Source organism: Pseudonocardia sp. Cha107L01 (assembly GCF_052566575.1).
Genome location: NZ_CP199579.1, coordinates 9,232,486 through 9,255,080, shown reverse-complemented (window position 1 = coordinate 9,255,080; position 22,595 = coordinate 9,232,486). Strand labels below are relative to the sequence as shown.

Sequence of the window (22,595 nt, the reverse complement as noted above, 5' to 3'; positions counted from 1 at the left end):
CCAACAACAAGCACCCTGCCGGTGCCCACAAGGAGGGTGGACCAGTGACCACCAACACCCATGCCACCGCCGACACCTACAGCGACACCGTCGACGCAACCATGGCGGCGGGCCCGCAGGTAGTGACCTTGTGCGGGTCGATGCGGTTCTTCGACCTGATCCTCGCGGTCGCCGCCGAGGAGACCGCCGCCGGCGCGGTCGTGCTGGCCCCGTTCACCGTCATCGCACCGGCCGAGCAGGGCGGGACGGTGAAGGCCCAACTGGACCGGCTGCACCGCTACAAGATCGACCTCTCCGATCGGGTCGTCGTGGTCACCGATGCCTCCGGCTACTGGGGCGTTTCGACCAGCGGCGAGATCGCCCACGCCCGTCGAGCCGGCATCCCGGTCACCATCCGCCGGGTCGAGTTGTCGGAGCGGGGGCGGCGATGAGCGTCCACGACGAGAGCCACGAGTCCACGGCGGCGGCGGTGTCGGGGCTGGCTCGGGAGGTTGAGGCGCTGCGGACGAAGCTGCGCCCGGTCGAGGGCCTGGACAAGCAGGTCACCGACCTGGCCAACGCCCTGGCCGCGATGGCGGATGACCTGCTGGCCCGCAACCGCAAGAACGGGGAGATCCTCGCACCCTCCTGGCTGTCCATCCCCACCGCCGAGGAGGTCGACCCGGCCGCGGTGGCCGAGGCGCTGGACGGGCTGATCGGCTGGGTGGGACACGTCTACCTGGCCTACCCGGACGCCGCGGCGTCGTTTCCGGAGTGCTGGCTGTGGCACCCCGCGCTGCTCGAGGAGCTGATGTGGCTCTGGCACACCTGGAAGGCCGCCTACACCGAGGACGGGGCCAGCGCACGGCTGGCGGGGGACTGGCACGACCGGTTCCGCCCCGGCGTGACGCGGCGGGTCAAGGCCGGCTTCAGCAACTGTTCGCTGGCTAACCACACCGACCGCGACCAGATGGGGGATGGGCGGCCGGAGGTGCCATTCGCCGAGGTCGCCGATTCGATCACGACGTGGTGGGTCTGCGGCTCGCACGGCACCGCGCCTGTGCCCACCGAGGGACAGCTTGAGCGGGCGGCCGCCGCGTGGCGCACCGGACGGGGTGGTCGGCGATGAGCCGGAGACTGGACGTGGAGGCGATCACCCGCCGCGCCGCGGTGGCCACGAGCACGTCCGGTTGGAGCGCGGTCACCGGCGTGCGGGACACCGATCAGGGCGTGTACCTGCACCTGTCTGATCCGGGCGCGGCGTACCGCGCGGCACGAGAACTGCGGGACGCCGGGTACGAGGTCAGCGCCGGGCCCGACTCAAATCGGGTGTCGGTGACCGGGTGGGACAGGGAGCAGCTGGCCGAGCGGGGCGACGACGTCGTGTACGACATCGTCTGCCGCGAGGTCGAGTACCAGACCCAGGCCCAGCGGGTGCTGGAGATCTACCGCAACCAGATCGCCAGAGGCGCGGACCCCGAGTCGGCTCGTGTGGCGGTCGATCAATACCTGCGCCAGGACGCCGATGACCGCTTCGAGCTATTCGTCGGGGAGACCACCGAGGAAACCGAACTCGCCGACGGGAGCGTCGCCGTCGCGGACATCGGCGAGTACGGCGAACTGCCCCGAGAATCGTTCCTGACCGCGGTCAGCGAGCGGGAGGCCGCCGAGGTCGACCGCGCGCCTAGCTCGACGAGTCTCGACCAGACCAGCGAGGACGTCGGCGCGGTCGCGGCGTTAGAGGACGCGTTCGAGCAGTTGGCGGCCCGGCGCTACCAGATCGCAGAGGAGGCCATCGCTCGCTACGAGGCACTCTCGGCCGCCGGCGCGCCGCGCCCACACGAGCAGGCCCTCGACGACCTGCGCGACAGCATCTATGCCGACGCCGACCAGGCCGTGCACGCCCGCCCCATCGGCAACGTGCTGTGGGCGGGGCGGGAGATCCGTCGACGCGACGCGCTCGCCGCTAGGCAGGGCGAGTCGGCTCAGCTCGACGCCAGCCGAGCCGACGCGACCGAGCGAACCGAGTACGAGCTGGACGACGACCGGGAGCAATGCGAGGACGCCGTGCGTGGCGCCTCGATCACGGTGGGCCGATTACTCGAGCAGAGCGACGTCCGGGAGCGCGGGCTGGGCGACGAGATCTACGACCACCTCGCCAGGATGCACGAACAGGACTGGCTCGCCGAGGCCGCCGACGACGTCACCAGTTGGGACGACGGCGCCGGTCCGGATCACGGAGAACGGCTGTGAGCCTCGTGAACGGGGCCACTCGGCGGCCGGCCGTGGCCGGGGTCGCGCCTAGGCGGGTGCTGGTCAGCGGCGAGCGCACCTTCACCTCGCCCTGGGCGATGCGTGGCGCGTTGGAACAGGCCTGGGGTGACGGGCGCGGAGTGCTGGTCACCGGCTCCCGCCCATCGGGTGCCGAGCGGATGGCGGAGCGGCTGTGGCGGGCCTGGGGTGGCCGTGTCGAGGCGCACCCGCGCGGCTGGGGGCTGCACCGGCATCGTCCCGATCACCCCGCGCGACCCACCACAGGGCACGCGGCCGGCGTCGACGTGCACGTCTCGGTCGGTCGCCATGCCCGGGTTACCGCTCATGAGCAGGCCGGGGCTGCGGTCGTACGTGCCCGGCTCGCGGTCGCCCACCTCACCGGCCAGCAGGACGACACCGAAGCAGACGACGACAGCCAGACCACCCTCACGCACGACGACGAAGACCAGACCGCCGACACGGTCGACCAATCGCAGGGGACGGAGGACCAGCCATGAGTGCGCGCGAGGGGAGCGAGATGCGTCGGGGCCACCGGCTGATGTGGGCTGCGGGGCTGGTTGTGGTCGGCGGTGCCGGGTTGTTGACCGCGCACGGCCTGATCGAGGTGGCCAAGGGCTCGACCGTTCCGGAATCGATCGCGTGGCTCTACCCGGTAATCACTGACGGACTCGCGCTGGTGGCCTACGCCGCGACCAGCCGGCTCTCCGGTGCCGGGCGACGCTACGCATGGTCGGTGGTCGTTCTCGCGGCAGGGTTGTCAGCGATCGCGCAGGCCTCGTTCTTGGCCGCAGGACAGCCCGCGGCGTCGGCACAGCTGCGGTTCGCCGTCGGCGCCTGGCCAGCGGTCGGCGCCGCGATCGCGGCGCACCTGCTGTTCCTGATCGGAGAGGTCGGCCGCGCGGCAGCCCCGAACCACCGGCCGCCGGTGACTGAGCGTGACTCGCGCGGCGTTGCTGGCGCGGTGTCGGTGAACGTTCTCGGGACCTCCGGACACCGGCCTGGACAGGGTGTCCCACCGGCTGTCCCAGCTGTCCCGTCCGGCGTCTCAACGGGTGTCCGGGGTGTGCCACCAGGTGTCCAAGTCGATCAGGCGGGTGTCCAGGAGTGGGACAGCAAGTCGATCACCGATGGGTCCGATCCTGCGGGTGGGGTGTCCCAGTCTGGACGGCGTCCCGGGATGCGTCCGGCGTTGGCGCCGGGGGATCGTGCGGTGGCGATGGCCGAGCTTCACCGGGCCCGCAACGGCGATCTTCCCTCGGTGCGCGAGCTGGCCAGCTTGGCCGAGGTCTCCCGAGGCACCGCCGAAACCGCCCTACGGCAGATCCGGAACGCGCAGGCGCAGCTTCATCTGGTAGAGGACGAGCCCGAGTCGAGGTCCCGGCCATGACCAACCAACCTCAGAACCCGAGCACCCAACACAGCTACCAGCACCACAGCACCGGGAATCCAGCATCTAGCACTTCATCACTAGTAGTCACCAAGTCAGTAACTCAGAGCAAAACCAAGGACCAAAGATTCAAGACCCAAAGCAACACACACCTAGGCATCACGATCCGAGGGTGGCTCCCGGCCGCCTCCGGCGCCCGGGAACGCCGAACCACCCACGCCGCCGTCGTTGATCTTTTTGGCGGCGGTCTGAGGGCCGTGGAACCGGCCCGCACGGCCCGCGCGGGCGGCCGGAGGTGGCCGGGGTGTTGACGATCTCGTCTGGGCACTCGGCGGATTACTTGTTGAAGGCGGTGGCGACGGGGCGGGAGAACTACTACACCGGCGCGGTCGCCGAGGGCGAGCCGCCAGGCCGCTGGTACGGCACCGGGGCGGCGGCGCTGGGCCTGGCGGGCGAGGTGGGCGCCCAGGACATGACCGCGTTGTTCGAGCACTTTGTCGACCCGTCCGATCCAGCGTTCCACGACCCGGCGGGGTGGGACAGCGCGTCCAAATTGGGACACGCCGGCCGCCGGTATCTGTCGGCTGAGGCGATCTACGAGCGCTCGTTGGAGGTCGAGCCGCACGCCGATGCGCAGCGGCGCGAGCAGTTGCGGGTGGAGGCGTCCCAGGCGGAACGCAAGAACGTCGCGTTTCTGGACGCGACGTTCAGCGTGCCGAAGTCGGTCACGGTGTTACACACCGCATTCGAAGCCCAGGAGGTCGCCGCGACTAACGCCGGCCGGTTGGAGGAGGCAGCGGCGTGGGGGCAGTACCGCCAGGCGATCGAGGATGCGATGTGGGCCGGCAACAACGCCTCCCTGGACTACCTCGCACAGCACGCCGGCTACACCCGGGTCGGGCATCACGGCGGCGCCGCCGGGCGGTTTGTGGATGCGCATGACTGGGTGGTGGCGTCGTTCTTGCAGCACGACTCCCGTGACCAAGATCCGCAGTTGCACATCCACAACCCGATCCTGAACCGTGTGCAGGGCCCGGACGGGCAGTGGCGCACGCTGGACTCGCGTGCGATCCACAAGTTCCGCGGCGCGGCCGGCGCGATCGGCGAGCGGGTGATGGAGGGCTACGTTACCGCCACCGTCGGGTTGCGGTTCGCCACCCGCGCCGATGGCAAGGCCCGCGAGATCGTCGGCGTGCCGCGGCAGGTGATGGACCTGTTCTCCTCGCGGTCGCGGGCGATCGGGCCGAAGCAGGCCGCGTTGGTCGCGGAGTTCGAGGCCCAGTTCGGGCGGGCACCGAACCGGTTGGAGCGCGACCGGTTGGCCCGCTCCGCGACGTTCGCCACCCGCCGGGCGAAGGCTCACGAGGGCACCACCCGCGCCGAGCAGCTGCAGCGCTGGTCGGCGCAGCTGCGCGCGGAAATCCGCGGCGATATGGCCACCCTGGCCCACGACGCGATCGCCGCCGGCGACCCGGGCGCGGCGCCGATGACGTGGTCACCGCTGGCGGTGCTGCAGACCGCGCTGGCCGCGGTGCAGGAGAAGAAAGCCGCCTGGACACCACCGGATCTGACCCGCGAGATCAGCGCCGCTCTGCCCGACCACCTCGGGATCACCGACCCGGGCGAGATGATCCGGCTGCATGACTGGCTCACCACCGAGGGCTTGAAGCTGGCCGTTCCGCTGGATGCGGCCCGGCCGGGGGAGGACGCGCTGCCGGATGAGCTGCGCCGCGCGGACGGCGAGTCGGTCTACCAAGCCCCCGGTGCGCGGCTGTATGCGACACCGGAGCACATCCACACCGAACGTGTCCTGGTCGCCGCCACCACGGCTCGGGGCGCCGCGGCGATGGGGCAGCTCGAGGCGGCCCGGTTCTTCGACCAACTCAGCGGCGCGGGGATCGAGCTGGGCGCGGACCAGGCCGCCGCCGTGCGCGGGTTGTTGACCTCCGGGGCCCGACTGGAATCGCTGATCGGGCCGGCCGGCACCGGCAAAAGCTTCGTCGTCGGCACCCTCGCTACCGCCTGGCAGGACCCGACCTTGTGGGGTGGCCGCCAGCAGCGGGCGTTCGGGCTGGCCACCGCCCAGATCGCCGCCGACGTGCTGGCCGGTGAAGGCCTCAACGCCGCCAACACCGCCGCCTGGCTCGCTGCCCAGGACCGCCTCGCCGCGGGGCGCGGCAGCGAGGCCGATCAGCCGTGGGTGTTGCGCGGGGGCGATCTGGTGGTGGTCGACGAGTCGTCGATGGCCGACACCACCGCCCTTGACGCCGTCCGAGCGCGGGTCGAGGCGGCCGGGGCGAAGATGGTCCCGACCGGGGACTTCCACCAGCTCGGCGCGATCGGCGCCGGCGGCGCGTTGGAAATGCTCGCCGGCGCCGGCACCGCCTACGAGCTGACCGACGCCCGGCGCTTTCACCAGCAGTGGGAGCGCGAGGCGTCGCTGCGACTGCGTGCCGGGGACACGGGCGTACTCGAGGAGTACCACCGTCACGGTCGGATCATCGACGGCGGCACCGCCGAGCAGGCCGAACGCCTCATCGCCCGCCGCTGGCTGGGCGACACCCTCGCCGGGAAACACGCCCTGCTGATCGTGGACACCAACGAACAAGCCGGCCGGATCAACGCCGACCTGCGCGCCGAGTTGGTCAAACTCGGCCGGGTCACCGAGGACGGCGTCCGCCTGGAGCGGGAAGGCACCACCGCCGGGGTCGGCGACCTGGTGCGCGCCAAACACCTGGCCCGGGACCTGCTCGGGTACCAGGGCAACACAAGTTACCCGGTCACGCACAAGCAGTACCGGGTGCTGAGCACCAACACCGCCGATGGGTCGATGGTGGTGGCGCCGATCGAGACCACCGCCGGCAGCCAGGGCGGGGAAACCCTCGGCCGGGCGATGACGCTGCCGGCCAGCTACGTCGCCGCCGACATGACCCTCGGATATGCGGTGACCGGGCACGGCGCCGAAGGCGTCACCGTGGACACCGGCTACCCGATCGCCACCCCCACAACCTGGGCGAACGCGCTGTACCCGAACACCACCCGGGGCCGGGAATCGAACACGATCGTCGTGGTCACCCAATCCGCGCCCCACTCCGACGCCGCGACCGGGGAGGTCGCCCAAGCGCTGCGCAAGGACCCGCGCGCGGTGCTGGCGAACATCCTGGAGACCGCGCGCCGCGACCAGTCCGCGCTCGCCGAAGCCCACGCCTCGGCGGTCGAGACGGCGAACGTCAAAACCCCAGGGGAGCTGTTCGCCGACGCCGCCACAGAGGTCGCCACCGCCCGCACCGCCGGCTGGCTCGACGAGCTCACCGCCGCCGGCACCCTCACCGCCGAGCAGCGCGCCCGCCTGGCCGCCGAGGACGGCTCAGCGTCGCTGGGCCGCATGCTGCGCCGGGTCGAGCTCGCCGGCCACGATCCCCGTGCAGTGCTCACCGAGGCCATCACCCGGCGCGATTTCGACGGGGCCCGGCAGCTGACCAACGTCATCCACCAACGCATCGTTGAAGGCCCTCACGCCCTCGACCCGACCGGGCACACCTACCGGCACTGGACACCGGCCACCGAACGGCAGGACTGGGGCCAGTACCTGGGCAGTCTGGCCGCGGCGGCCGATGCCCGCGCCCAACAGCTCGGCGCCGACGCAGTGGCCGACCCGCCCACCTGGGCGGTGGCCGCGTTCGGCCCGGTCCCCGACGACCCGGCCGAGCGGCAGACCTGGCAGCACCGGGCGGCTGTGGTCGCCAGCCACCGGGAACTGTCCGGGCACGACGACCCCGACACCGCCATCGGCGCCGCCCCCGCCCCCGGACTGGTCGAAGCGCACGCCTCGTGGCGGGCGGCCTGGCGGGCACTGGGCCGGCCCGAGACCGGGGACGACGAGGCCACCATGACCGATGGCCGGCTACGGATGCGCGTGCGCGCCTACGAACGCGAACAAACCTGGGTACCCCGGCGCGTCACCAACGAACTCGGCGGCACGATCCAGGCCCGCGACCACCAGCGCAGCCTCGCCACCCGCCGCGACGCCGAAGCCGCTGCCGCCGCTACCGGCGGCGATGCCTCTGGCCGGGACCGCCTGCGGCGCGAGGCGGCCGAGGCGCGGGCGCTCGCCGACACCCTCGACACCCAGATCGGGCAGCTGGAAGAGGCCGACGAGGCATTCGGAATGTGGCTGGCCCACACCGCCGGCAGCCGGGCCGCGTCCGACCGAGCACAGCTGGAGCTGGCCAACCGCCGTGCACTGGACGAGCACCCCGAACCTCAGGTCACCGCGGCGGAGTGGATGGCCGCGCACGCCGAAGCCATGCGCACCGAGGACGCCTACCGGCCCATCACCGACGAGGCCGACCTCCTCGACACCGACGCTCGCACCGAGCGCTCTACGGCAGCCGCCGAGGACACCACCGCCCGGACCGCCGATGGCGAGCAGGACGGCGAGCAGCACGGCGAGCACCGTGCGGCCGGGCTCGGGCAGCCGGACGACCGGCAGCCACGGGACCTTCGGGAGATCGCCGCCGCCGAGGACGCGCCGGCCGACGAGCACACCGTGCACGTGCCCACCGTCGACCAGACCTCAGCCTCGCTGCGGCGCGCGCACCGCGCCCTGACCGAGATCACAGTGCGCGACGCCGAGGACCAGGCCCGGGCCGAATACGAAGCCCGCGCCGAGGAACTCGCCCGCTGGCACGCCGACCAGCACGCCGAGCGCGACGCCGACGAGCGCGGCACAGAGCGCGCGGCGGTGGACGACACCAGCGCCGGCGGACCGGTCCTGGAGAGCAGCCATGACTAGGCGCCCGGGCAGCGGCCTGTCAGTTGGCGGCCGAGGGCCGGTAGACGTAGCGCCGCTCGGCCGGGCGCGGGGCCGCGGTCTTCGGCGGGCCGAACTGGGCCCGGGTCTGGGCGATCACGTCGGCCAGGTCGCGGTTGCGCTGGGCCTGCTCGGCGGCCTCGACCTCGACGTGGCGGCGGGTGGCCGGGTCCAGCCAACGCTGTGGGTTGTCGGTGATGAGCTTCTCGCGCATCTCCTCGCGCCCCCACAGCGTCCCGTCCGTGCTGCGGCGCGGCAAAGGCAGAGGGGACTGGTGCCCGGTGCTGCCCTCCAGCCACGACAGGATCGGCCACACCCCCTCCGCCCAGGCTCGGCCGACCGGGCGCGGTGCCAGGTAGGGCACACGCAGGGAGCGCGCGAACGATTCCAGCGGCGGTGCGGGCAGCTCACCGCCCTCATCGAGGACCGCCTGGGCCGCCCAACGTTCGTAGCTCGCCGCGCCGCGGGTGACCGGCTGCGCCTCGCGCCCGGTGATCGGGGCGTCCCGGCCGCCGCGCACCCACGACAGCGCCGCGACCATCCCAGCGGTGCGGGGCGAGCGGGTGTCGTTGAACACCCGGTAGGCCAGCGCGTGCAGATCGCTGACCTCGTACGTCGAGGGCTGTACCCACTCCGGCGTCACCGGCTGCCACCAGGCCATGACCCGAGTCTGAACGGCCACGGCGACAACATCGCCGATGTCGACACGCCCGGTCGGCAAATATCGCCCGTTCGGCGCTGGCCCGGGTTCGCGCTCAGGGCCGCGCACGGCCCCGAAACCCCTCATAGACCCGCCTGCGGCGGGGCTGCCTCCGCCGGCCCCGGCTTAGCACCGGTCGCCCCTCCACACCCATGAACCTGGCCCAGCCGCCCGGGCGAATCGAAAAACGTGATCCGCCCGCCCGACCGAGCCAGAACCCCGGGCGCGGAGCCTCCTGCGACCGATGCCGGGGCGCCGCTAAGGCGGCAGGCGATGCCCGCCGCCCCGCCATGCGGGGCCCGCACGAACAACTCGCAGCTTGGGGAGCTCCACATGACCCAGTCCGACCCCACCACCGCCATACCTCGGGCCCCATGCGCTGCTCGATCTCACGGAGGGCGCGGGCTTGACCCACGGCCAGGATCTCAACATCAGCACGAATGAGCAGGAGTTCCAGCCGAGGGAGCCATCGCCGGCGGCGGCTGTATCCGGGCGAGTCGACCGAGCCCGTTCGCACGCTGCCCTGGGATCAGCGGGTTGCCGCCGCCGTCGGAGCGCTGTTCACGCCCGAAGTCGCTCGCCGGATCACCGAGGACGACGCGTTCGGGGCGCTGGTGTACCGGCTGTCGAGCTACTGCGAGCAGACCGACTGCCGACCTGTTCAGGCGCTGGAGCAACTCGACGCGGATGACTGTGACTTCGCCGGGCGAGCCGACAACCCGGCGGCGTTCCTGGCCCGCAAGGTATCCGAACTCTGAGCCGCCGAGACGACAGCCGACGACGACCTCGCGTGATAGCGCCCGCTCGGGCGAGCTGTGCCACCGCGACGTGTGGTTGGAGTTGCTCGGCTAGCCGAACCAAACGCGGAGAGGAGGCGTGGGCGGTGCTTGACACGTGGAGGTGGCCGACGTATCAGTTGATTATTCAAGTAGAGTCGCGCCAGGCGGCGTAGGTGTTCGGGATCGCACAGTCAATGAGCTCGACTCTGGAGCGCTCGGATCAGGACGCCGCCATTCGGCGGACCGTGACCGTCCAAGCGGTCATTCATCAACTCGGAGGTTGGCGGTGTCAGGGGGGAGCGAAGCGGGGCTAGGTGCCGACCGGGCCCGTGAGTCCGACGATGCTGGGTCGTGGCTCAGCGCGGAGCAACTCACGTCCTGGCTCTCGCTCGTCGGCCTGCTGGTCCGCCTGCCGGCCGCGATCGACTCGCAGTTGCAGCGCGACGCCAATCTGGGCATGGTCGAGTACCAGGTCTTGGCGATGCTGGCCAAAGAACCAGTGCGCACGCTCAGAATGAGCGTATTGGCCGCGCAGACCGGTGCGTCGATCTCCCGGCTCTCTCACCTGGTGACCCGCATGGAGCGGCGCGAGCTGATCCGTCGGGAACCTGACGCGGGCGATGGCCGCTTCACCAATGCGGTCCTGACCGACGAGGGCATGCGGGTCCTGGCTGAAGCCGCGCCAGCTCATGTCGCCTTCGTTCGGAACATCGTGATCGACGCACTCACCCCGGAACGGCTGCGGCGTCTCGGTCAGGATGCCCAGCGGATTATCACTCGTATCGAGGCTGCGGGCTAGGTCGGCAATGGGCGATTCGGGCCCGGTGGTTGGAGGCCCGAATCGCCCGTCGATCAGTCTGGGGTCGGACCGGTCGGCCGTTAGGCCACCGGCGTGGCGCCCCGTCGCGGATCTCAGTTGTTCTGGCCGTGCAGGATCCAGGCGGGGCTGAGCTCTCGCCGGCGGCCCCAGGCCACCGCGGCCACGATGACCAGCTCAACGAGGGCAGGCACCTGCGGTGCGTGGAGCAGGGCATTCGTGAGGATTGCGCCGACCATGACGCCGATCAGGCCAAGTGCGCCGAGCACTCGAAGCCGGGGGATGAGCAGGGCGATGGCGCCCAGGGTCTCCAGTGTTCCGGTGAGGTAGCGGAACCAGGGGCCGAAGCCGATGAGCGAGAACAGCTGGACCATTCCCGGGTCGCTGCTGAGCTTCTGGAAACCGGCCATCAGGAAGCTGGCCGCACCGAGTGCCGCCAGCACCCACAGCACCGTCGTCCGCGCCCTGCCCGTTCGCGTCTGAGTACTCGCGATGGCATTCATATGTCCTCCTAAAGTTGAGCTTTCATCTAAGTTCGTGATGATGCATTAGTTGAACGTTCAAGTCAAGTGGTTCGAGGAAGGATCTAGTCCGACGTGACGAGGCTCGCGTGCATCTCCCACACCAGCACCTCGGCCGCCTCGGTCGCGGTGATTCGGCGCTGACCCGCGGCGGTCAGCCGGACCGCGTCCCCGGTGTCGAGCGCGCCGGCGTCCTCCAGGTGGGCCCGGCCCCGGGCGAGGTAGAGGTGCACGAACGGGGCGTCGGGAACGAGTGCCGACCGGCCGGGTGCGAGGCGCGCCACGTGGAAGGCCGCATGAGCATTGCTGATCCCGATCGCGGCCTCGTTGCGGTGTGCGCGCCGCCCTGAGGCCACGACGCGGAACGCGCCGTCGAGTTCGCGCGGGTCGAGCTCCAGTTGTGCGTAGCCCGGGTCGATCTCCGCCCGGTCGGGCGCCACCCACATCTGCACGAGATCGACCGGGCGTGGGCGTCGGGCGTCGGGGTGGCCGCCGGCGTGGTCGTTGCGCTCGGAGTGGCGGATGCCGCGCCCGGCGCTCATCCGCTGGGCCAGGTTCGGGTAGATCGCCCCCGCGTGCCCCGTCGAGTCCTGGTGGACGAGCGAGCCCTCGAGCACCCAGGTGACGATCTCCATGTCGCGATGCGGATGGGTGTCGAAGCCGGTGTTCGGCGCGATCGTGTCGTGGTTGTTGACCACGAGCACGCCGTGATGGGTGTCCTGGCCGAACGGCCGGACGCCGGTGTCGAACGAGTGTCGCCCGTGCAGCCAGTCCAGCCGGGTGTGGTGCCGGTCGGCTCCGCGCTGCAAGCGCACCCCATGTGTAACTAACTTAGCTTGACTGTTCAAGTTCATGGTTGCCCTCCTCGGATGATTTGGCTTGCGCACAGCCGATAACTACGCTTGACAGCTCAACTAGTCAAGGCATATCAGTTGAATGGTCAAGTTGAAGGGACGATGAGGATCCGATGGGCGACATCGCACGGAACTGGATCAACAGGGAGTGGGTGACGTCCAGCCGGGTCAGCGAGTCGCTCGACCCAGCCACCGGACGGTCCCTCGGCCGATACGCCGACGCCGGCGAGCACGAGGCACGGGCCGCGGTGGCCGCCGCCAGGGCGGCATTCGAGCAGTCGCTGTGGTCACGCGATCGCCAGCTGCGGTCGCGGGCGCTGCGGGAGATGGGCGAGCTGTTCGACAGGTACGCCGCCGAGCTGTCCAGAATGATCTCGCAGGAGAACGGGAAGCTGCTCGCGAAGGCCGAGTTCGAGAGTCACTCCGCCGGGCAGACGCTGCGGCACGCCGCCGCGCAGGTGATGACCGAGACAGGTACCAGCCAGGAGGTTACCCCTGGCACCTGGTTCAGCACCGTCGCCGAGGCCGCCGGGGTCGTGGCCATCATCGTGCCCTGGAACGCGCCGCTGGCCCTGCTCATCCGCTCGCTCGCGCCCGCGCTCGCGGCCGGCAACACGGTCGTGGTCCAGATGCCCGGCCAGACCGCGCTGGTCGCCGCCCTGATAGCCGAGGTGATCGCCAGGACCCCGTCGCTGCCGCGCGGCGTGGTCAACCTGTTCACCGAGTCGGGCAACTCCGGCGCGCCGTTCCTGACCACCTCCTCCGAGGTGCAGGTGGTCAGCTACACCGGCAGCGTCGCGGCCGGGCGCAAGGTCGCCGAGTCCGCCGCCGCGACGCTCAAGCGCGTCAACCTCGAGCTGGGCGGCAAGGCACCCATGATCGTGTTCGATGACGCCGACCTCGACCGGACCCTCCCGCCACTGGCGCGCGGGATCACCACCTTCGGCGGACAGTTCTGCATAACCGGCTCGCGGGTCCTCGTGCAGCACGGCATGGCCGCTCAGGTCCGCGACCGGCTCGCCGAGCTGCTGGGCCGGGTCCGACTGGGGCCCGGGCTCAGCCCGGACACCGACATGGGTCCGGTGATCGACGGGGCGGCGATGCGGCGCATCGACGCGACGGTCGAGGCGGCCTTGGCCTACGCGAAGCCGATCGTGCGCGGGGGCCCGCCCTGGACCCGGCTCTGGCCGGCGGCGCCTACTACCGGCCCGCGCTGTTGGAGGTCGAGGACGTCACCGCGCCGATCGTGCTGCCGGAGGTTTTCGGCCCGGTCGCCACGTTCGAGGTGTTCTCCGACGAGTCCGAGGCCATCAGCCGGGCCAACGCCGACCTGGGCCTGGCGGCGGCCGTGTTCACCCGCGAGGGCGACCGCGCTCGGCGGGTCAGCCGGGAGATCCAGGCCGGCACCGTCTGGACCAACGCGTGGGCCGTGCTCGACGACGCATTCCCCGAGGGCAGCTACAAGCAGAGCGGTGTCGGCCGGCTGCGCGGCGGGCTCGCCCTGACCGAGTTCCAGGAAGCCAAGACCTACGTCCACGTTGTCGCGCCCGCCGCGATCTGACTCCGCCCGGCGCGGCCCGCGCTTGCGGGCTTCGCCTTCACGATCCAGCAACGCCGCCCCAGCCATCAACCCACTCCCAGGAGGGCACGACACATGGCCATCAGGACACTCCCCGTCGCGGGTCGCCCGACCGAACCGCCGGCCCCACTACGCAAGATCGCCATCGAAGAGCACTTCATCGACCCGGCGCTGGACCACCCTCACTACGGCGACAGCTTCTCCGGCGAGCTCGCCCAGGACGACTGGGGCTACGGCGGGTTCAACCCGGAGTTCTCCAAGACCGTCGAGGCCCGCCTGCACGACCTGCGCCAGAGCCGCATCGAGGAGATGGACGCCGCCAACATCGACCTGGCCATCCTTTCCCACACCATCGGCGGTGTGGAGGGAATCTCTGACGCGGCGGAGGCGGTACGGACCGCCACGCGGGTGAACGACTTCCTCGCCGGCGAGGTCGCGTCGAGCAACGGGCGGTTCGCCGGCTTCGCCACCCTCCCGTTGCAGGACGTTGACGCCGCGGTCCGCGAGCTGCGCCGTGCGGTGCGTGAGCTGGGCCTGGTCGGCGTCATGGTCAACGGCTTCACCAACCTCGGCGATGACCAGCTCTACCTCGACGAACCCCGCTTCGACCCGGTGTGGGCAACGCTGCGGGAACTCGACGTCCCCCTCTACCTGCACCCCCGACTGCCCTCGCTGGCGGTCCAGAACGCCGTCTACCGGGGACACCCGGAACTGGTCGGGGCTGCCTGGGGGTTCGCGCCCGAGACTGCCACACATGTGTTGCGCATCGTCTACGGCGGTGTGTTCGACCGCGACCCCAGGCGAAACTGATCATTGGTCACCTCGGCGAGACGTTGCCGTTCTTCGCCGGCCGCATCCAACGCGCCTTCGAGTACAACCCCTACGCCCAGCGCACCCGTCAGCGGCTGCAGGACTACCTCTCGTCCAACATCTGGCTCACCACCAAGGGCAACTTCAACGACCAAGTCCTCATCACCTCAATGCTGACCGTCGGCGGTGACCACATCCTGTTCGCCAGCGACTACCCCTACGACATGTCCACCGATGCCGCCGCCTGGATCGAGCGGGCACCAATCAGTGAGAACGACCGGCGCAAGATCTGCTACGACAACGCCGCCGAGCTCTTCGGCCTGGCACTCGGGAAGCGGTGAGGTCGGCCTCCTGGCGGCCCTCGACCCGGCGACGTGCTCGTTCGGATCGTCGCCACCGGTGTCTGGTGTTCCTGATGGAGGATGGACGGGTAGATCGGCGGGCTCGGCGCCTGGACAGGGCTGCTCAGCGGGCGCCGGCGAAGTGGAGCGCCTCGTCCCAGGTCTTTGACTGGGCGATCATCCGCCGGAACTTCATCACCTGCGCGGGTCGATCGATGGTGATGCACCCGGTGATCCGGTCACCTCCGCGGTAGAGGGCCAGGAACTTCTCTTCGCCCAGTTCTTCGCTCACGACTCGAATCTCCTCGGCCCGCGGGATGCCGACGAACTGGATACGCCGGCCGTACCAGTCCGACCAGAAGTACGGGACCGCCGTCGCGGGCATCGCCGCGTCGGGGTTGAGCGCATTCTTGGCGGCCAGCGCACCTTGTTCGGCGGCATTGGTCCAGTGCTCCAGTCGCATCAACGTGCCGTCGAACAGTGGATGGGGGAAGTGCGCGACATCGCCGGCCGCGTACACGCCGGGGAGACCCGTCGAGAGGGTCCCGTCACAGACGATGCCCTTGTCGCGCTCATGCAACCGGAGGGCCGATCCAGTCAGCCAGCCCGTGCCCGGCGCCACTCCGGCCCCGACCACCACGAGCTCCGCCGGAATCGTGCTGCCCTCATCGAGGGTCACTCCGGTCACCCTGCCGCCGGCGCTTTCCAGGTCGGTCACCTTCACCCCGCAGCGCAGGTCGGTGCCGTGCGCGTGGTGCAGCGCCGCACAGGCTCGACCCATGGCCTCGCCGACAGAGCGCACCAGCGGCACGGGGAGCGCCTCCAGCACGGTCACGTCCAGGCCACGCACGCGCGCGGCGGAGGCAACCTCGGAGCCGATGAACCCGGCTCCGACGATCACGGTGCGTGCGCCGTTGTCCAGCGCCGTGCGGACCGCGATGGCGTCGTCGAGGGTGCGGAGGGTGTGCACCCCGGCGAGCTGCTCGCCACCTGGCAGCATCCGGGCCTCCGCGCCGGTGGCGAGCACCAGATAGCGGTAGTCCAGCTCGTCCTCGCCGTACGGGCCGTGCACGGTCAGCGTGGTGTGAGCTGGATGCAACCCGGTCGCCCAGGTGTTCAGGCGCAGGTCCAGGTCGAGCTCGTCGCGCAGCGCCTGTTCGGTGCGGAACGTCGGCGCGGCGGGCTGCCGCTCGTTCGGTTCCAGGTAATCCTTGGACAGCGGCGGCCGGTCGTAGGGCAGGTGCGCCTCGCCGCCGATCATGGTCAGTGGTCCGCGAAAGCCGGCGCGCCGCGCCGCCTGTGCCGCCCGAAGGCCGGCCAGCGAGCCGCCGACCACGACGAATCGGTCGCTCACCGGGTCTGCCCTGCCCAGCTCGGGTTCGCGTGCATGCTGTGCTCTTTCTTCTCGGGTGTGCTTACTCGATCATCGATTCCAGGAGTTCTTCGGTGAGCCCGATCACTGTCGGCAGGTGGTTCCCGGAGTCCGGCTGCCCGCCGCGAATATCAACCAGCAAGCTCAATATTCGGATCGCTAGCTCTTTCTCGATGGTTATTGTTGGCGTCCACTCCTTCGGGCCGAGCACAGCGATGCGTAGCGCCTCAGGATTCTTCTCGTCATCGGACGCCACGCCGACAACCGGGTCGGACGGCTCGGCGCCGCCCAGTTCGGCGAGTCGCACGAATTGCCGTATTTCTTCGAACGGGATGATGTCGTGCCCGACAGGGAGATCCAGTCGCAACTCCACGAGGTCGTGCCTCCTCAGGAGGCGTCAGCGATCGACAGGGCCCGGGTGGGGCAGGCGTCGCAGGCCGCTTCGACCTCGTCCCTGCGGTCGTCGGCGGGGGTGAGGTCGAGGACGACCAGGGAACCGTCGTCCTGAACCTCGAACAGGTCAGGGGCTTCCGCCTCGCACATGCCGAGGCCGTCGCATTTCGACTGATCGAGAATGATTCGCATCTTCTTCCCTTTCGGGGCCGGTGCTACGGGTTTTTCCTGGTGATCGACTGGCAGCGCCAGTTCAGGTAGTTCACGAACACCCACAGGTCACGGAACTCCGGATTAGTGGTGTGGCCGTGGTGGTACCGGGAGTAGATCTGTTGGGCGATTCCGGCCAGACGGAAAAGTCCGAATACCTCGTAGAAGGGCCAGTCGCGGGTGCTGAGTCCGGTCCGGCCGAGATAGCGATCCACGATCTCGTCGCGGGTCAGCATGCCGGGCAGGCTGCTGGGTTGGCGCTGGTAGGCGAGTGCGATGCGGTCGTCCTCGGCGTCCACCCAGTAGGCCATCGCGTTGCCGAGGTCCATGAGCGGGTTGCCGAGGGTGGCGAGCTCCCAGTCGAGGACTCCGACGACGCTCATATCCGACGGGTCCAGGACGATGTTGTCCAGCCGCCAGTCGTTGTGCACGACGCACGAGGCGAGCTCGGAGGGACGGTGCTCCGACAGCCACCGGGTGACCCGCTCGAACGACGGGGTGTTTTCGGTCCTGGCCCGGGTGTAGCGGCGGGTCCAGCCGTCGACCTGGCGGGCCGTGTAGTCGCCGCCCTTGCCGATCGCGCCCAGCCCCGACTCGTCGGGGTCGATCGCGTGCAGCTGGGCGAAGGTGTCGACGAACGTCTCGGCCAATGCCCGGCAGCTCTCCGGGGCCAGCGGCTGCTCCAGCCGTGCCTCGCCCCTCGGGATCAGGCCCGCCACCCGGTCCATGACGTAGAAGTCCGAGCCGAGGACGGAGTGGTCCCGGCACAGCGCGCGCATCGTCGGGACGTGCGGGAACACCGGTTTGAGCAGCTCCTGCACGCGGTACTCGCGGGCCATGTCGTGTGCGGCGGCGGGCGCCCCGGCCGGTGGCCGCCGCAGGATGAGCTCCGTGCCGGACGGGTACCGCAACAGGTAGGTGAGGTTCGACGCGCCGCCGGTGAACTGTCGCACCGTGGGTGGACCGGACAGGTCGAGCCGGCTCTTGAGCCAGGCGTCGACCCGTGGGACGTCGAACGAGTCGTCGCTCCGGACAGCACCGATGCTCGTCCCACCGGCGCTCATCTCGGTATTGAGGTCGGTGTCCATGTCAGGCCATCCTGGCGACGATGCGCAGGGGCAGGTACCGCATCGCGAGGCCGGCGGGCACCCACGGCCACGCGGGCACCTTGGCGGTGGCGCGCTCCGCCTCGATGGCGCGCACCATCGCCCGTACCCCCCTGTCGGCGGACACGATCAGCGGGGTCCGCGCGGCGGTGGCGCTCAGCTCGGTGGCAATGTATCCGGGGAAGATCGTGGTGACCCGGATGGGGGTGGCGAGCAGTTCGGCGCGGATGCCCTCGGCGAGCACGCTGACGCCGGCCTTGCTGGCGGCGTAGGTGGTGAGGTTACGGGGCAGGCCGCGCATCGCGCTCATCGAGGAGATGACGACGAGATGCCCCGCACCCTGCTGGCGGAAGATCTCCACGGCCGCCTCGCACTGGGCGAGCGCGGCGGTGAAGTTGGTGCTGGCGGTCTGCAGGTTCACCCCGAACCGGCCGGTGCCGATCGGGCGGCCCTTGCCGATGCCGGCGTTGACGACCACCCGGTCGAGCCCACCCAGTTCGTCGCGCAGCTGCCGGATGCCCTCGAACACCTGCTCGTGGTCGTTGACGTCCAGCGCCCGCACGCCGATGCGCAGTCCGGGGTGTGCTGCGAGCAGCTCGTCGCGCAGCGCCTGCAGCCGGTCGGCCCGGCGGGCACACAGGGCGAGGTTGCGGCCGCGCGCGGCGAACTCTCGCGCCATGCCTTCGCCGAGGCCGGAGCTGGCGCCGGTGATGAGTACGTTCCGGCGGACTGCCGTTCTCCTCGAGCCGGCGGGAGGTCGGCCGCGGGCGGCCGGTGTCGCTGACATCGCCGCTACCCCCTGTGGGCGGGTTCGAGGGCCTCGGCCAGCGCGTCGAGGGTGGCCCGCATGCCCTCGCGCAGGTGCGCGCCCCGGTCGGGTACGCCGACCGCGCTCTGGATCCAGCGGACCGGCGCGTACTGGGGCTGCTGCTTGGTCATGGTCTCGGTGACCAGCGTGCCGCCCTCTGAGCCATCTGCGCTCTCTACGGGGGTCAGCTCGTAGCTCCAGGTGGACAGCGACGGCCACGCTACGTGGAAGGCGAACTTCTTGCCCGGGTTCGCCTCGGTGACCGTGCACAGGGTGCTCCATCGGTACAGCGGCCCGATCTTGTTGTGGCCGAGGAACCGCTTGCCCCGCCGCAGCCAGGTCGCCCCATGGGTCTCCGGGCTGCGTTCGCCGATCCTGGTCACGTCCGACAGCAGGGCGTACACGGCCTCCGGCGGCGCGGCCACCACCCGGCTGGCGCTCACGTGCAGCGCCGGGTCACCGATCTCGGAGACGAGCCGGCGGGCCAGCGCGGCCGAGGACGCCGGGTTCTGCCCGGTGTAGAGGTTCCGGTCCGAGGTGATGAACGGGGTGAACGGGACGGGGCCCTTGACGTACCGGGCGCCGTGCTGGACCAGCCGGTCCTGCAGCAGCCACTTCGCCTTGCGGGAGAACCGGTTCACCGATTCCTCCCGGTTGGACAGCCCGGTCATCCGATACCCGGCGAACGGCCAGCTGCCGTCCGGGTTGCGGGCGGCGAACGCGGCGGCCGGCGCGTGGCACAGCAGCGCGAGCAGGGTGCCCGACCGCAATGTGGCGGCGAGCAGCCGCCCGGAGGCCTCGTCGACGGCGAGGTCCTCCATCGGGCCGTGGCCCCCGGGGTAGAACACGACGTCGTAGTCGCCCGCGTGCACGTCGGCGATGGGCCTCGGCCGGCTCAGCAGCTCGGCGTGCTCGTCGAGGTAGGCGGCCAGTGACCGCGTCTTGGCCGGCAGGCCGCCGACCAGGCCCAGGCTGAGCCGGTCAGGAGTCGGGGCGACCCCGCCGGGGGTGGCGACCGAGATGTCCCAGCCGGCGGCGGAGAAGATGCGGTGCGGCTCGACGAACTCCTCGGCCCAGAACCCGGTGGGGTGTGGGGTGCCGTCGGCGAGGGTCCAGTGGGTGGCCGCCGAGACGACCATCAGTACGGAGGTCAACGGAATCTCCTTCGTTGTCGTGGTGGGTGCTGGTGCTGGTCAGCGGGGGCGGGTGCCGCTCGGGCCGCTGGTGGCCGTGGCCTGTTCGCCGGGTGCGCCGGGCGCGATCTCGTCGGCGAGGTCGGCCCCGGGGACCTGCTGCCAGTGGTGGCGCCCGCGCAGCCGTTGCGACCGGTAGGCGAGGGTGCCGTGCAGCCGCAGCGCGGTGCGCAGCGAGCGCGTCGTGACGCTCGGGTTGGGGATCCACGCCAGCTCGCCGAGCGGGTCCAGCGGGGCGGGCGGGGCCAGGGTGACCGTCGCGGCGGTGTGCGCCTCGCCGTCGGCCCTGGTCAGGCGGGCCAGCACGGTGCCGTCGCGGTCCACGATCTGTGACTCGCCGAGTAGCTCGGTGTCCCACGGCAGCCGGCCGGCCAGCGGGGTGGCGAAGCTGGTCGGGCCGACGTGCGCGGCGAGCGCGACCGGGACCCCGAGCAGGCGGGCCAGCTGGCCGGGCAGCTCGCGGGCCTGCTGTGCCTGGCGGCTGTGCTCGCGGTGCATCCACCCCTCCAGCGGGCCCGACCAGTTGAGCGGGTAGGAGGGCCAGCAGGTGCCGCCGACCATGAGCTGGACGCGGTGGCGCAGCCGCCGGGCGGTGTCGGTGCGCGCCCACTCCCACCCGCAGGCCACCCCGACCGGCGCGCCGCCCAGCGCGGCGAGCACGGTGCGGCCGGGTGCGCTGGCGCCTCGGCTGTAGTGGCGGCCCCAGAACGTCGAACCGTCGTGGTTGCTCAGGTGGACCCCGCCGTCCGGCTCGGCGAGTGCGTAGGTGTTCCGCGCGTCGTGGCCTCGGTGGGCCAGGAAGCCGCCGCCGATCACCACGTCCAGCTCGCGGGCCAGGTGGCGCAGCAGCTGCAGCGGAGCACCGTCGACCGGGCGGACGGCCCTGGCCAGGCTCGGGTCGTGGACGGTGGGCGAGCTGGCCGACTCGGGCAGGATCACCAGCTCCGGCCGGTGCACCCGAACCGCGTCCCGGACCAGGTCCTCCAGCCGGATCAGGTTCTCCTCCACCGCGCCGACCCGCAGGTCCGGCTGCACCACCGCGACCCGGACCTGCCGGGGCGGGCGGGTGGACTTCGGCTGGGCGTTCATGCGGGGACCTCCTCCGGGGCGGCGGTGCGCTTCGGCGTGGGACTGGGCTTGCGGGCGACCGGCGCGGCGGCCCGGAAGGTGGGTGGCTCGGCGTAGGGGTGTTCGGAACCGGACACCAGCACATGGGAGCGGAACCGACGGGACAGCAGCTCCCTGCGCACGCCCAGGTGGACCTTCAGGTCCCGCACGGTGTGCTCGAAGGACAGACCCTCCGGCCGTTCGGTGTGGGGCCGGGCCATCGCGCCGAGCAGGCCGGCGGTCATCCTGGTCAGACTCAGCACCTGCGGCATGGACCGCGCGCGACCGAACAGGTCGCCCAGGTCCGGGGTGGGGTGGCTGGGGGAGCGCCGGACCAGCTCGGCGAACACCGGGGCGACCGGCTCGACCCGGGTCTCGATGTTGCCGAAGTGGTAGGAGGGCAGGCACTCGCGGTCCCGGCGCTGTTCCCACTGGCGCAGCGCCCGGTCCAGCTCGGCCGGGTCCGCCAGCAGCGGCGCGGTTGTCTCGGCCAGGACCCGGCCCGACCACATCGCGTCCCGCTGGCCCTGCCCGATGACCGGGTCCTTGAAGTGGCCGGCGTCGCCGAGTAGGGCCCAGCCCGGGCCGCTGGACGCGCGGAAGTAGGCGCTGGTGGCGCCGGTGGAGGCGAGCGGGGTCAGGTCGGTCATGCCCTCGGCCCGCGCTGCCATCCTCGGGTGGCGGGCCATCTTGTCCGCCCAGTAGCCCTCCGGGTCGGACTTGGCCAGGGAGGCCTCCTCGGCCGCGCCCATGAACAGCATCAGGGCCTTGCCCCTGGGCGCCGACGGGAACAGGAAACCCAGCGAGTCGCCTTCCCAGAACTGGTAGATCGTCTCGCCGGCCCGGGTACCCACCAGCGGGTCCTGCCCGTAGCGGAACACCAGGCCGCGCCCGTTGCGGGAGGAGCGGTAGGGCCGGAACGAGCCGACCGCGGCCGCGACCGAGGACCGGCGGCCGTCCGCGCCGACGACGAGCTCGGCGTGGATCGTGCGTTCTTCGCCGTCGGGGCCGGCATAGCGGACCCCGCTGGCCCGGCCGCCCCGCCACACCACGCCGAGGAAGCGGTGCCGCTCGCGCACCTCGGCGCCGGCCGCGCGAGCCGCCCGGACCAGCTCGATGTCCTGGATGGTGCGCGGGACACACATGCAGTAGTCGATCGGGCCGCTGGGCCGCCACCGCTCGTTGAGCTCGCTGTCCTCGATCTGCAGCGACAACCACGGCGACTTGACCGGGTCGCTGGCGAGGATCCCGTCCAGCGCGCCCATCCGCTGCAGCTCGTGGACCCCGCTGGGGAACAGCAGGTGGGTGGACAGCTGGTTCGACGGGAAATGCGAGCGGTCCAGGACCACCACCCGCCGCCCCGCGCGGGCCAGGTGAGCCGCCGCCGTCGCGCCGGCGAGCCGACTGCCCACGATCACCACGTCACATCGCTCGTCCATGAGGCCTCCCTCGTTGGCTGTGCCTGGCGGCAGATTAGCGAATGAGCCTCTAATTTTGCAAGAGGATTCGTTTTTGCAAGCAGGATCTATGATGGTGGTCGGACAGTGCGGCG

The 22,595-nt window shown here is 71.0% G+C and carries 20 protein-coding genes and 2 pseudogenes; 11 read left to right on the top strand and 11 right to left on the bottom strand.

All coding sequences use genetic code 11. The annotated features are described in order from the left end of the window. The first annotated feature begins 44 nt into the window (after window positions 1-44). The 6 genes from ACTXG6_RS43525 (at window position 45) to mobF (ending at window position 8,435) form a co-directional block, all read left to right on the top strand. Window positions 45-431: a hypothetical protein gene (locus tag ACTXG6_RS43525; RefSeq protein WP_445185135.1), complete on the top strand. Its 387-nt coding sequence runs from the start codon at window positions 45-47 to the stop codon at window positions 429-431. Next, entirely contained in the window at window positions 428-1,108 is a 681-nt protein-coding gene (locus ACTXG6_RS43520) for a hypothetical protein (protein WP_445185134.1), read from the top strand. Before ACTXG6_RS43525 ends, ACTXG6_RS43520 begins: the two co-directional genes overlap by 4 nt. Beyond that, window positions 1,105-2,232 (top strand): hypothetical protein, encoded by a 1,128-nt coding sequence (locus tag ACTXG6_RS43515; protein ID WP_445185133.1) that lies wholly within the window; start codon window positions 1,105-1,107, stop codon window positions 2,230-2,232. The genes ACTXG6_RS43520 and ACTXG6_RS43515 overlap by 4 nt, the downstream gene beginning before the upstream one ends. Then, entirely contained in the window at window positions 2,229-2,750 is a 522-nt protein-coding gene (locus tag ACTXG6_RS43510) for a hypothetical protein (RefSeq protein ID WP_445185132.1), read from the top strand. Before ACTXG6_RS43515 ends, ACTXG6_RS43510 begins: the two co-directional genes overlap by 4 nt. Beyond that, window positions 2,747-3,640: a hypothetical protein gene (locus ACTXG6_RS43505; protein WP_445185131.1), complete on the top strand. Its 894-nt coding sequence runs from the start codon at window positions 2,747-2,749 to the stop codon at window positions 3,638-3,640. Before ACTXG6_RS43510 ends, ACTXG6_RS43505 begins: the two co-directional genes overlap by 4 nt. Before the next feature lie 295 nt (window positions 3,641-3,935). After that, a complete protein-coding gene (gene mobF / locus ACTXG6_RS43500; protein WP_445185130.1) occupies window positions 3,936-8,435 on the top strand; it encodes a MobF family relaxase in 4,500 nt (1,499 codons plus the stop codon). Between the two features lie 19 nt (window positions 8,436-8,454). On the opposite strand, the gene ACTXG6_RS43495 is transcribed toward mobF, so the two are convergent. Next, window positions 8,455-9,135, bottom strand: coding sequence for a hypothetical protein (locus ACTXG6_RS43495; RefSeq protein ID WP_445185129.1), 681 nt, complete (start codon window positions 9,133-9,135; stop codon window positions 8,455-8,457). 458 nt (window positions 9,136-9,593) lie between these two features. Between ACTXG6_RS43495 and ACTXG6_RS43490 the strand changes: the two genes are divergently transcribed. Both ACTXG6_RS43490 and ACTXG6_RS43485 read left to right on the top strand, forming a co-directional pair. Beyond that, window positions 9,594-9,911, top strand: coding sequence for a hypothetical protein (locus ACTXG6_RS43490; protein WP_445185128.1), 318 nt, complete (start codon window positions 9,594-9,596; stop codon window positions 9,909-9,911). Between the two features lie 307 nt (window positions 9,912-10,218). Then, a complete protein-coding gene (locus ACTXG6_RS43485; RefSeq protein WP_445185127.1) occupies window positions 10,219-10,731 on the top strand; it encodes a MarR family winged helix-turn-helix transcriptional regulator in 513 nt (170 codons plus the stop codon). 113 nt (window positions 10,732-10,844) lie between these two features. Here the strand turns inward: ACTXG6_RS43485 and ACTXG6_RS43480 are convergent, their stop codons facing one another. Together ACTXG6_RS43480 and ACTXG6_RS43475 are read right to left on the bottom strand one after the other, a co-directional pair. Beyond that, entirely contained in the window at window positions 10,845-11,252 is a 408-nt protein-coding gene (locus tag ACTXG6_RS43480) for a DoxX family protein (protein WP_445185126.1), read from the bottom strand. A gap of 83 nt (window positions 11,253-11,335) precedes the next feature. Continuing rightward, window positions 11,336-12,085, bottom strand: coding sequence for a pirin family protein (locus tag ACTXG6_RS43475; RefSeq protein WP_445185125.1), 750 nt, complete (start codon window positions 12,083-12,085; stop codon window positions 11,336-11,338). A 152-nt stretch (window positions 12,086-12,237) separates the two neighbouring features. On the opposite strand from ACTXG6_RS43475, the pseudogene ACTXG6_RS43470 reads away from it, so the two are divergent. The 3 genes and pseudogenes from ACTXG6_RS43470 to ACTXG6_RS43460 all read left to right on the top strand — a co-directional run. After that, a pseudogene (locus ACTXG6_RS43470) lies at window positions 12,238-13,230 on the top strand (aldehyde dehydrogenase family protein); the annotation flags it as partial. A 110-nt stretch (window positions 13,231-13,340) separates the two neighbouring features. After that, complete coding sequence (locus ACTXG6_RS43465) at window positions 13,341-13,685, top strand: aldehyde dehydrogenase family protein (protein WP_445185124.1); 345 nt, start codon at window positions 13,341-13,343, stop codon at window positions 13,683-13,685. 93 nt (window positions 13,686-13,778) lie between these two features. Beyond that, a pseudogene (locus ACTXG6_RS43460) lies at window positions 13,779-14,854 on the top strand (amidohydrolase family protein). Between the two features lie 124 nt (window positions 14,855-14,978). Here ACTXG6_RS43460 and ACTXG6_RS43455 read toward each other — a convergent pair. The 8 genes from ACTXG6_RS43455 to ACTXG6_RS43420 form a co-directional block, all read right to left on the bottom strand. Beyond that, complete coding sequence (locus ACTXG6_RS43455; RefSeq protein ID WP_445185123.1) at window positions 14,979-16,208, bottom strand: NAD(P)/FAD-dependent oxidoreductase; 1,230 nt, start codon at window positions 16,206-16,208, stop codon at window positions 14,979-14,981. A gap of 61 nt (window positions 16,209-16,269) precedes the next feature. Further along, on the bottom strand, window positions 16,270-16,599 hold the full coding sequence (locus tag ACTXG6_RS43450) for a hypothetical protein (protein ID WP_445185122.1): 330 nt from the start codon (window positions 16,597-16,599) through the stop codon (window positions 16,270-16,272). A 14-nt stretch (window positions 16,600-16,613) separates the two neighbouring features. Continuing rightward, complete coding sequence (locus tag ACTXG6_RS43445) at window positions 16,614-16,811, bottom strand: ferredoxin (RefSeq protein ID WP_445185121.1); 198 nt, start codon at window positions 16,809-16,811, stop codon at window positions 16,614-16,616. 23 nt (window positions 16,812-16,834) lie between these two features. Further along, entirely contained in the window at window positions 16,835-17,917 is a 1,083-nt protein-coding gene (locus ACTXG6_RS43440) for a phosphotransferase family protein (protein WP_445185120.1), read from the bottom strand. A gap of 1 nt (window position 17,918) precedes the next feature. Beyond that, window positions 17,919-18,722, bottom strand: coding sequence for an SDR family oxidoreductase (locus ACTXG6_RS43435; RefSeq protein ID WP_445185119.1), 804 nt, complete (start codon window positions 18,720-18,722; stop codon window positions 17,919-17,921). 5 nt (window positions 18,723-18,727) lie between these two features. Next, window positions 18,728-19,897, bottom strand: coding sequence for an SRPBCC family protein (locus tag ACTXG6_RS43430; protein ID WP_445185118.1), 1,170 nt, complete (start codon window positions 19,895-19,897; stop codon window positions 18,728-18,730). Between the two features lie 39 nt (window positions 19,898-19,936). Further along, window positions 19,937-21,025 carry a carbon-nitrogen hydrolase family protein gene (locus ACTXG6_RS43425; protein ID WP_445185117.1) on the bottom strand — a complete coding sequence of 363 codons (1,089 nt, stop codon included), beginning with the start codon at window positions 21,023-21,025 and terminating at the stop codon, window positions 19,937-19,939. Beyond that, on the bottom strand, window positions 21,022-22,482 hold the full coding sequence (locus ACTXG6_RS43420; protein WP_445185116.1) for an NAD(P)/FAD-dependent oxidoreductase: 1,461 nt from the start codon (window positions 22,480-22,482) through the stop codon (window positions 21,022-21,024). Before ACTXG6_RS43420 ends, ACTXG6_RS43425 begins: the two co-directional genes overlap by 4 nt. Between the last annotated feature and the right edge of the window lie 113 nt (window positions 22,483-22,595).

Excerpts from the sequence above, each read along its gene's own strand:
- ACTXG6_RS43440 (WP_445185120.1), bottom strand. The coding sequence starts at position 17,917 with ATGGACACCGACCTCAATACCGAGATGAGCGCCGGTGGGACGAGCATC.
- ACTXG6_RS43420 (WP_445185116.1), bottom strand. The coding sequence starts at position 22,482 with ATGGACGAGCGATGTGACGTGGTGATCGTGGGCAGTCGGCTCGCCGGC.
- ACTXG6_RS43505 (WP_445185131.1), top strand. The coding sequence starts at position 2,747 with ATGAGTGCGCGCGAGGGGAGCGAGATGCGTCGGGGCCACCGGCTGATG.
- ACTXG6_RS43490 (WP_445185128.1), top strand. The coding sequence starts at position 9,594 with ATGAGCAGGAGTTCCAGCCGAGGGAGCCATCGCCGGCGGCGGCTGTAT.
- ACTXG6_RS43445 (WP_445185121.1), bottom strand. The coding sequence starts at position 16,811 with ATGCGAATCATTCTCGATCAGTCGAAATGCGACGGCCTCGGCATGTGC.
- ACTXG6_RS43425 (WP_445185117.1), bottom strand. The coding sequence starts at position 21,025 with ATGAACGCCCAGCCGAAGTCCACCCGCCCGCCCCGGCAGGTCCGGGTC.
- ACTXG6_RS43515 (WP_445185133.1), top strand. The coding sequence starts at position 1,105 with ATGAGCCGGAGACTGGACGTGGAGGCGATCACCCGCCGCGCCGCGGTG.
- ACTXG6_RS43435 (WP_445185119.1), bottom strand. The coding sequence starts at position 18,722 with ATGTCAGCGACACCGGCCGCCCGCGGCCGACCTCCCGCCGGCTCGAGG.
- ACTXG6_RS43520 (WP_445185134.1), top strand. The coding sequence starts at position 428 with ATGAGCGTCCACGACGAGAGCCACGAGTCCACGGCGGCGGCGGTGTCG.
- ACTXG6_RS43480 (WP_445185126.1), bottom strand. The coding sequence starts at position 11,252 with ATGAATGCCATCGCGAGTACTCAGACGCGAACGGGCAGGGCGCGGACG.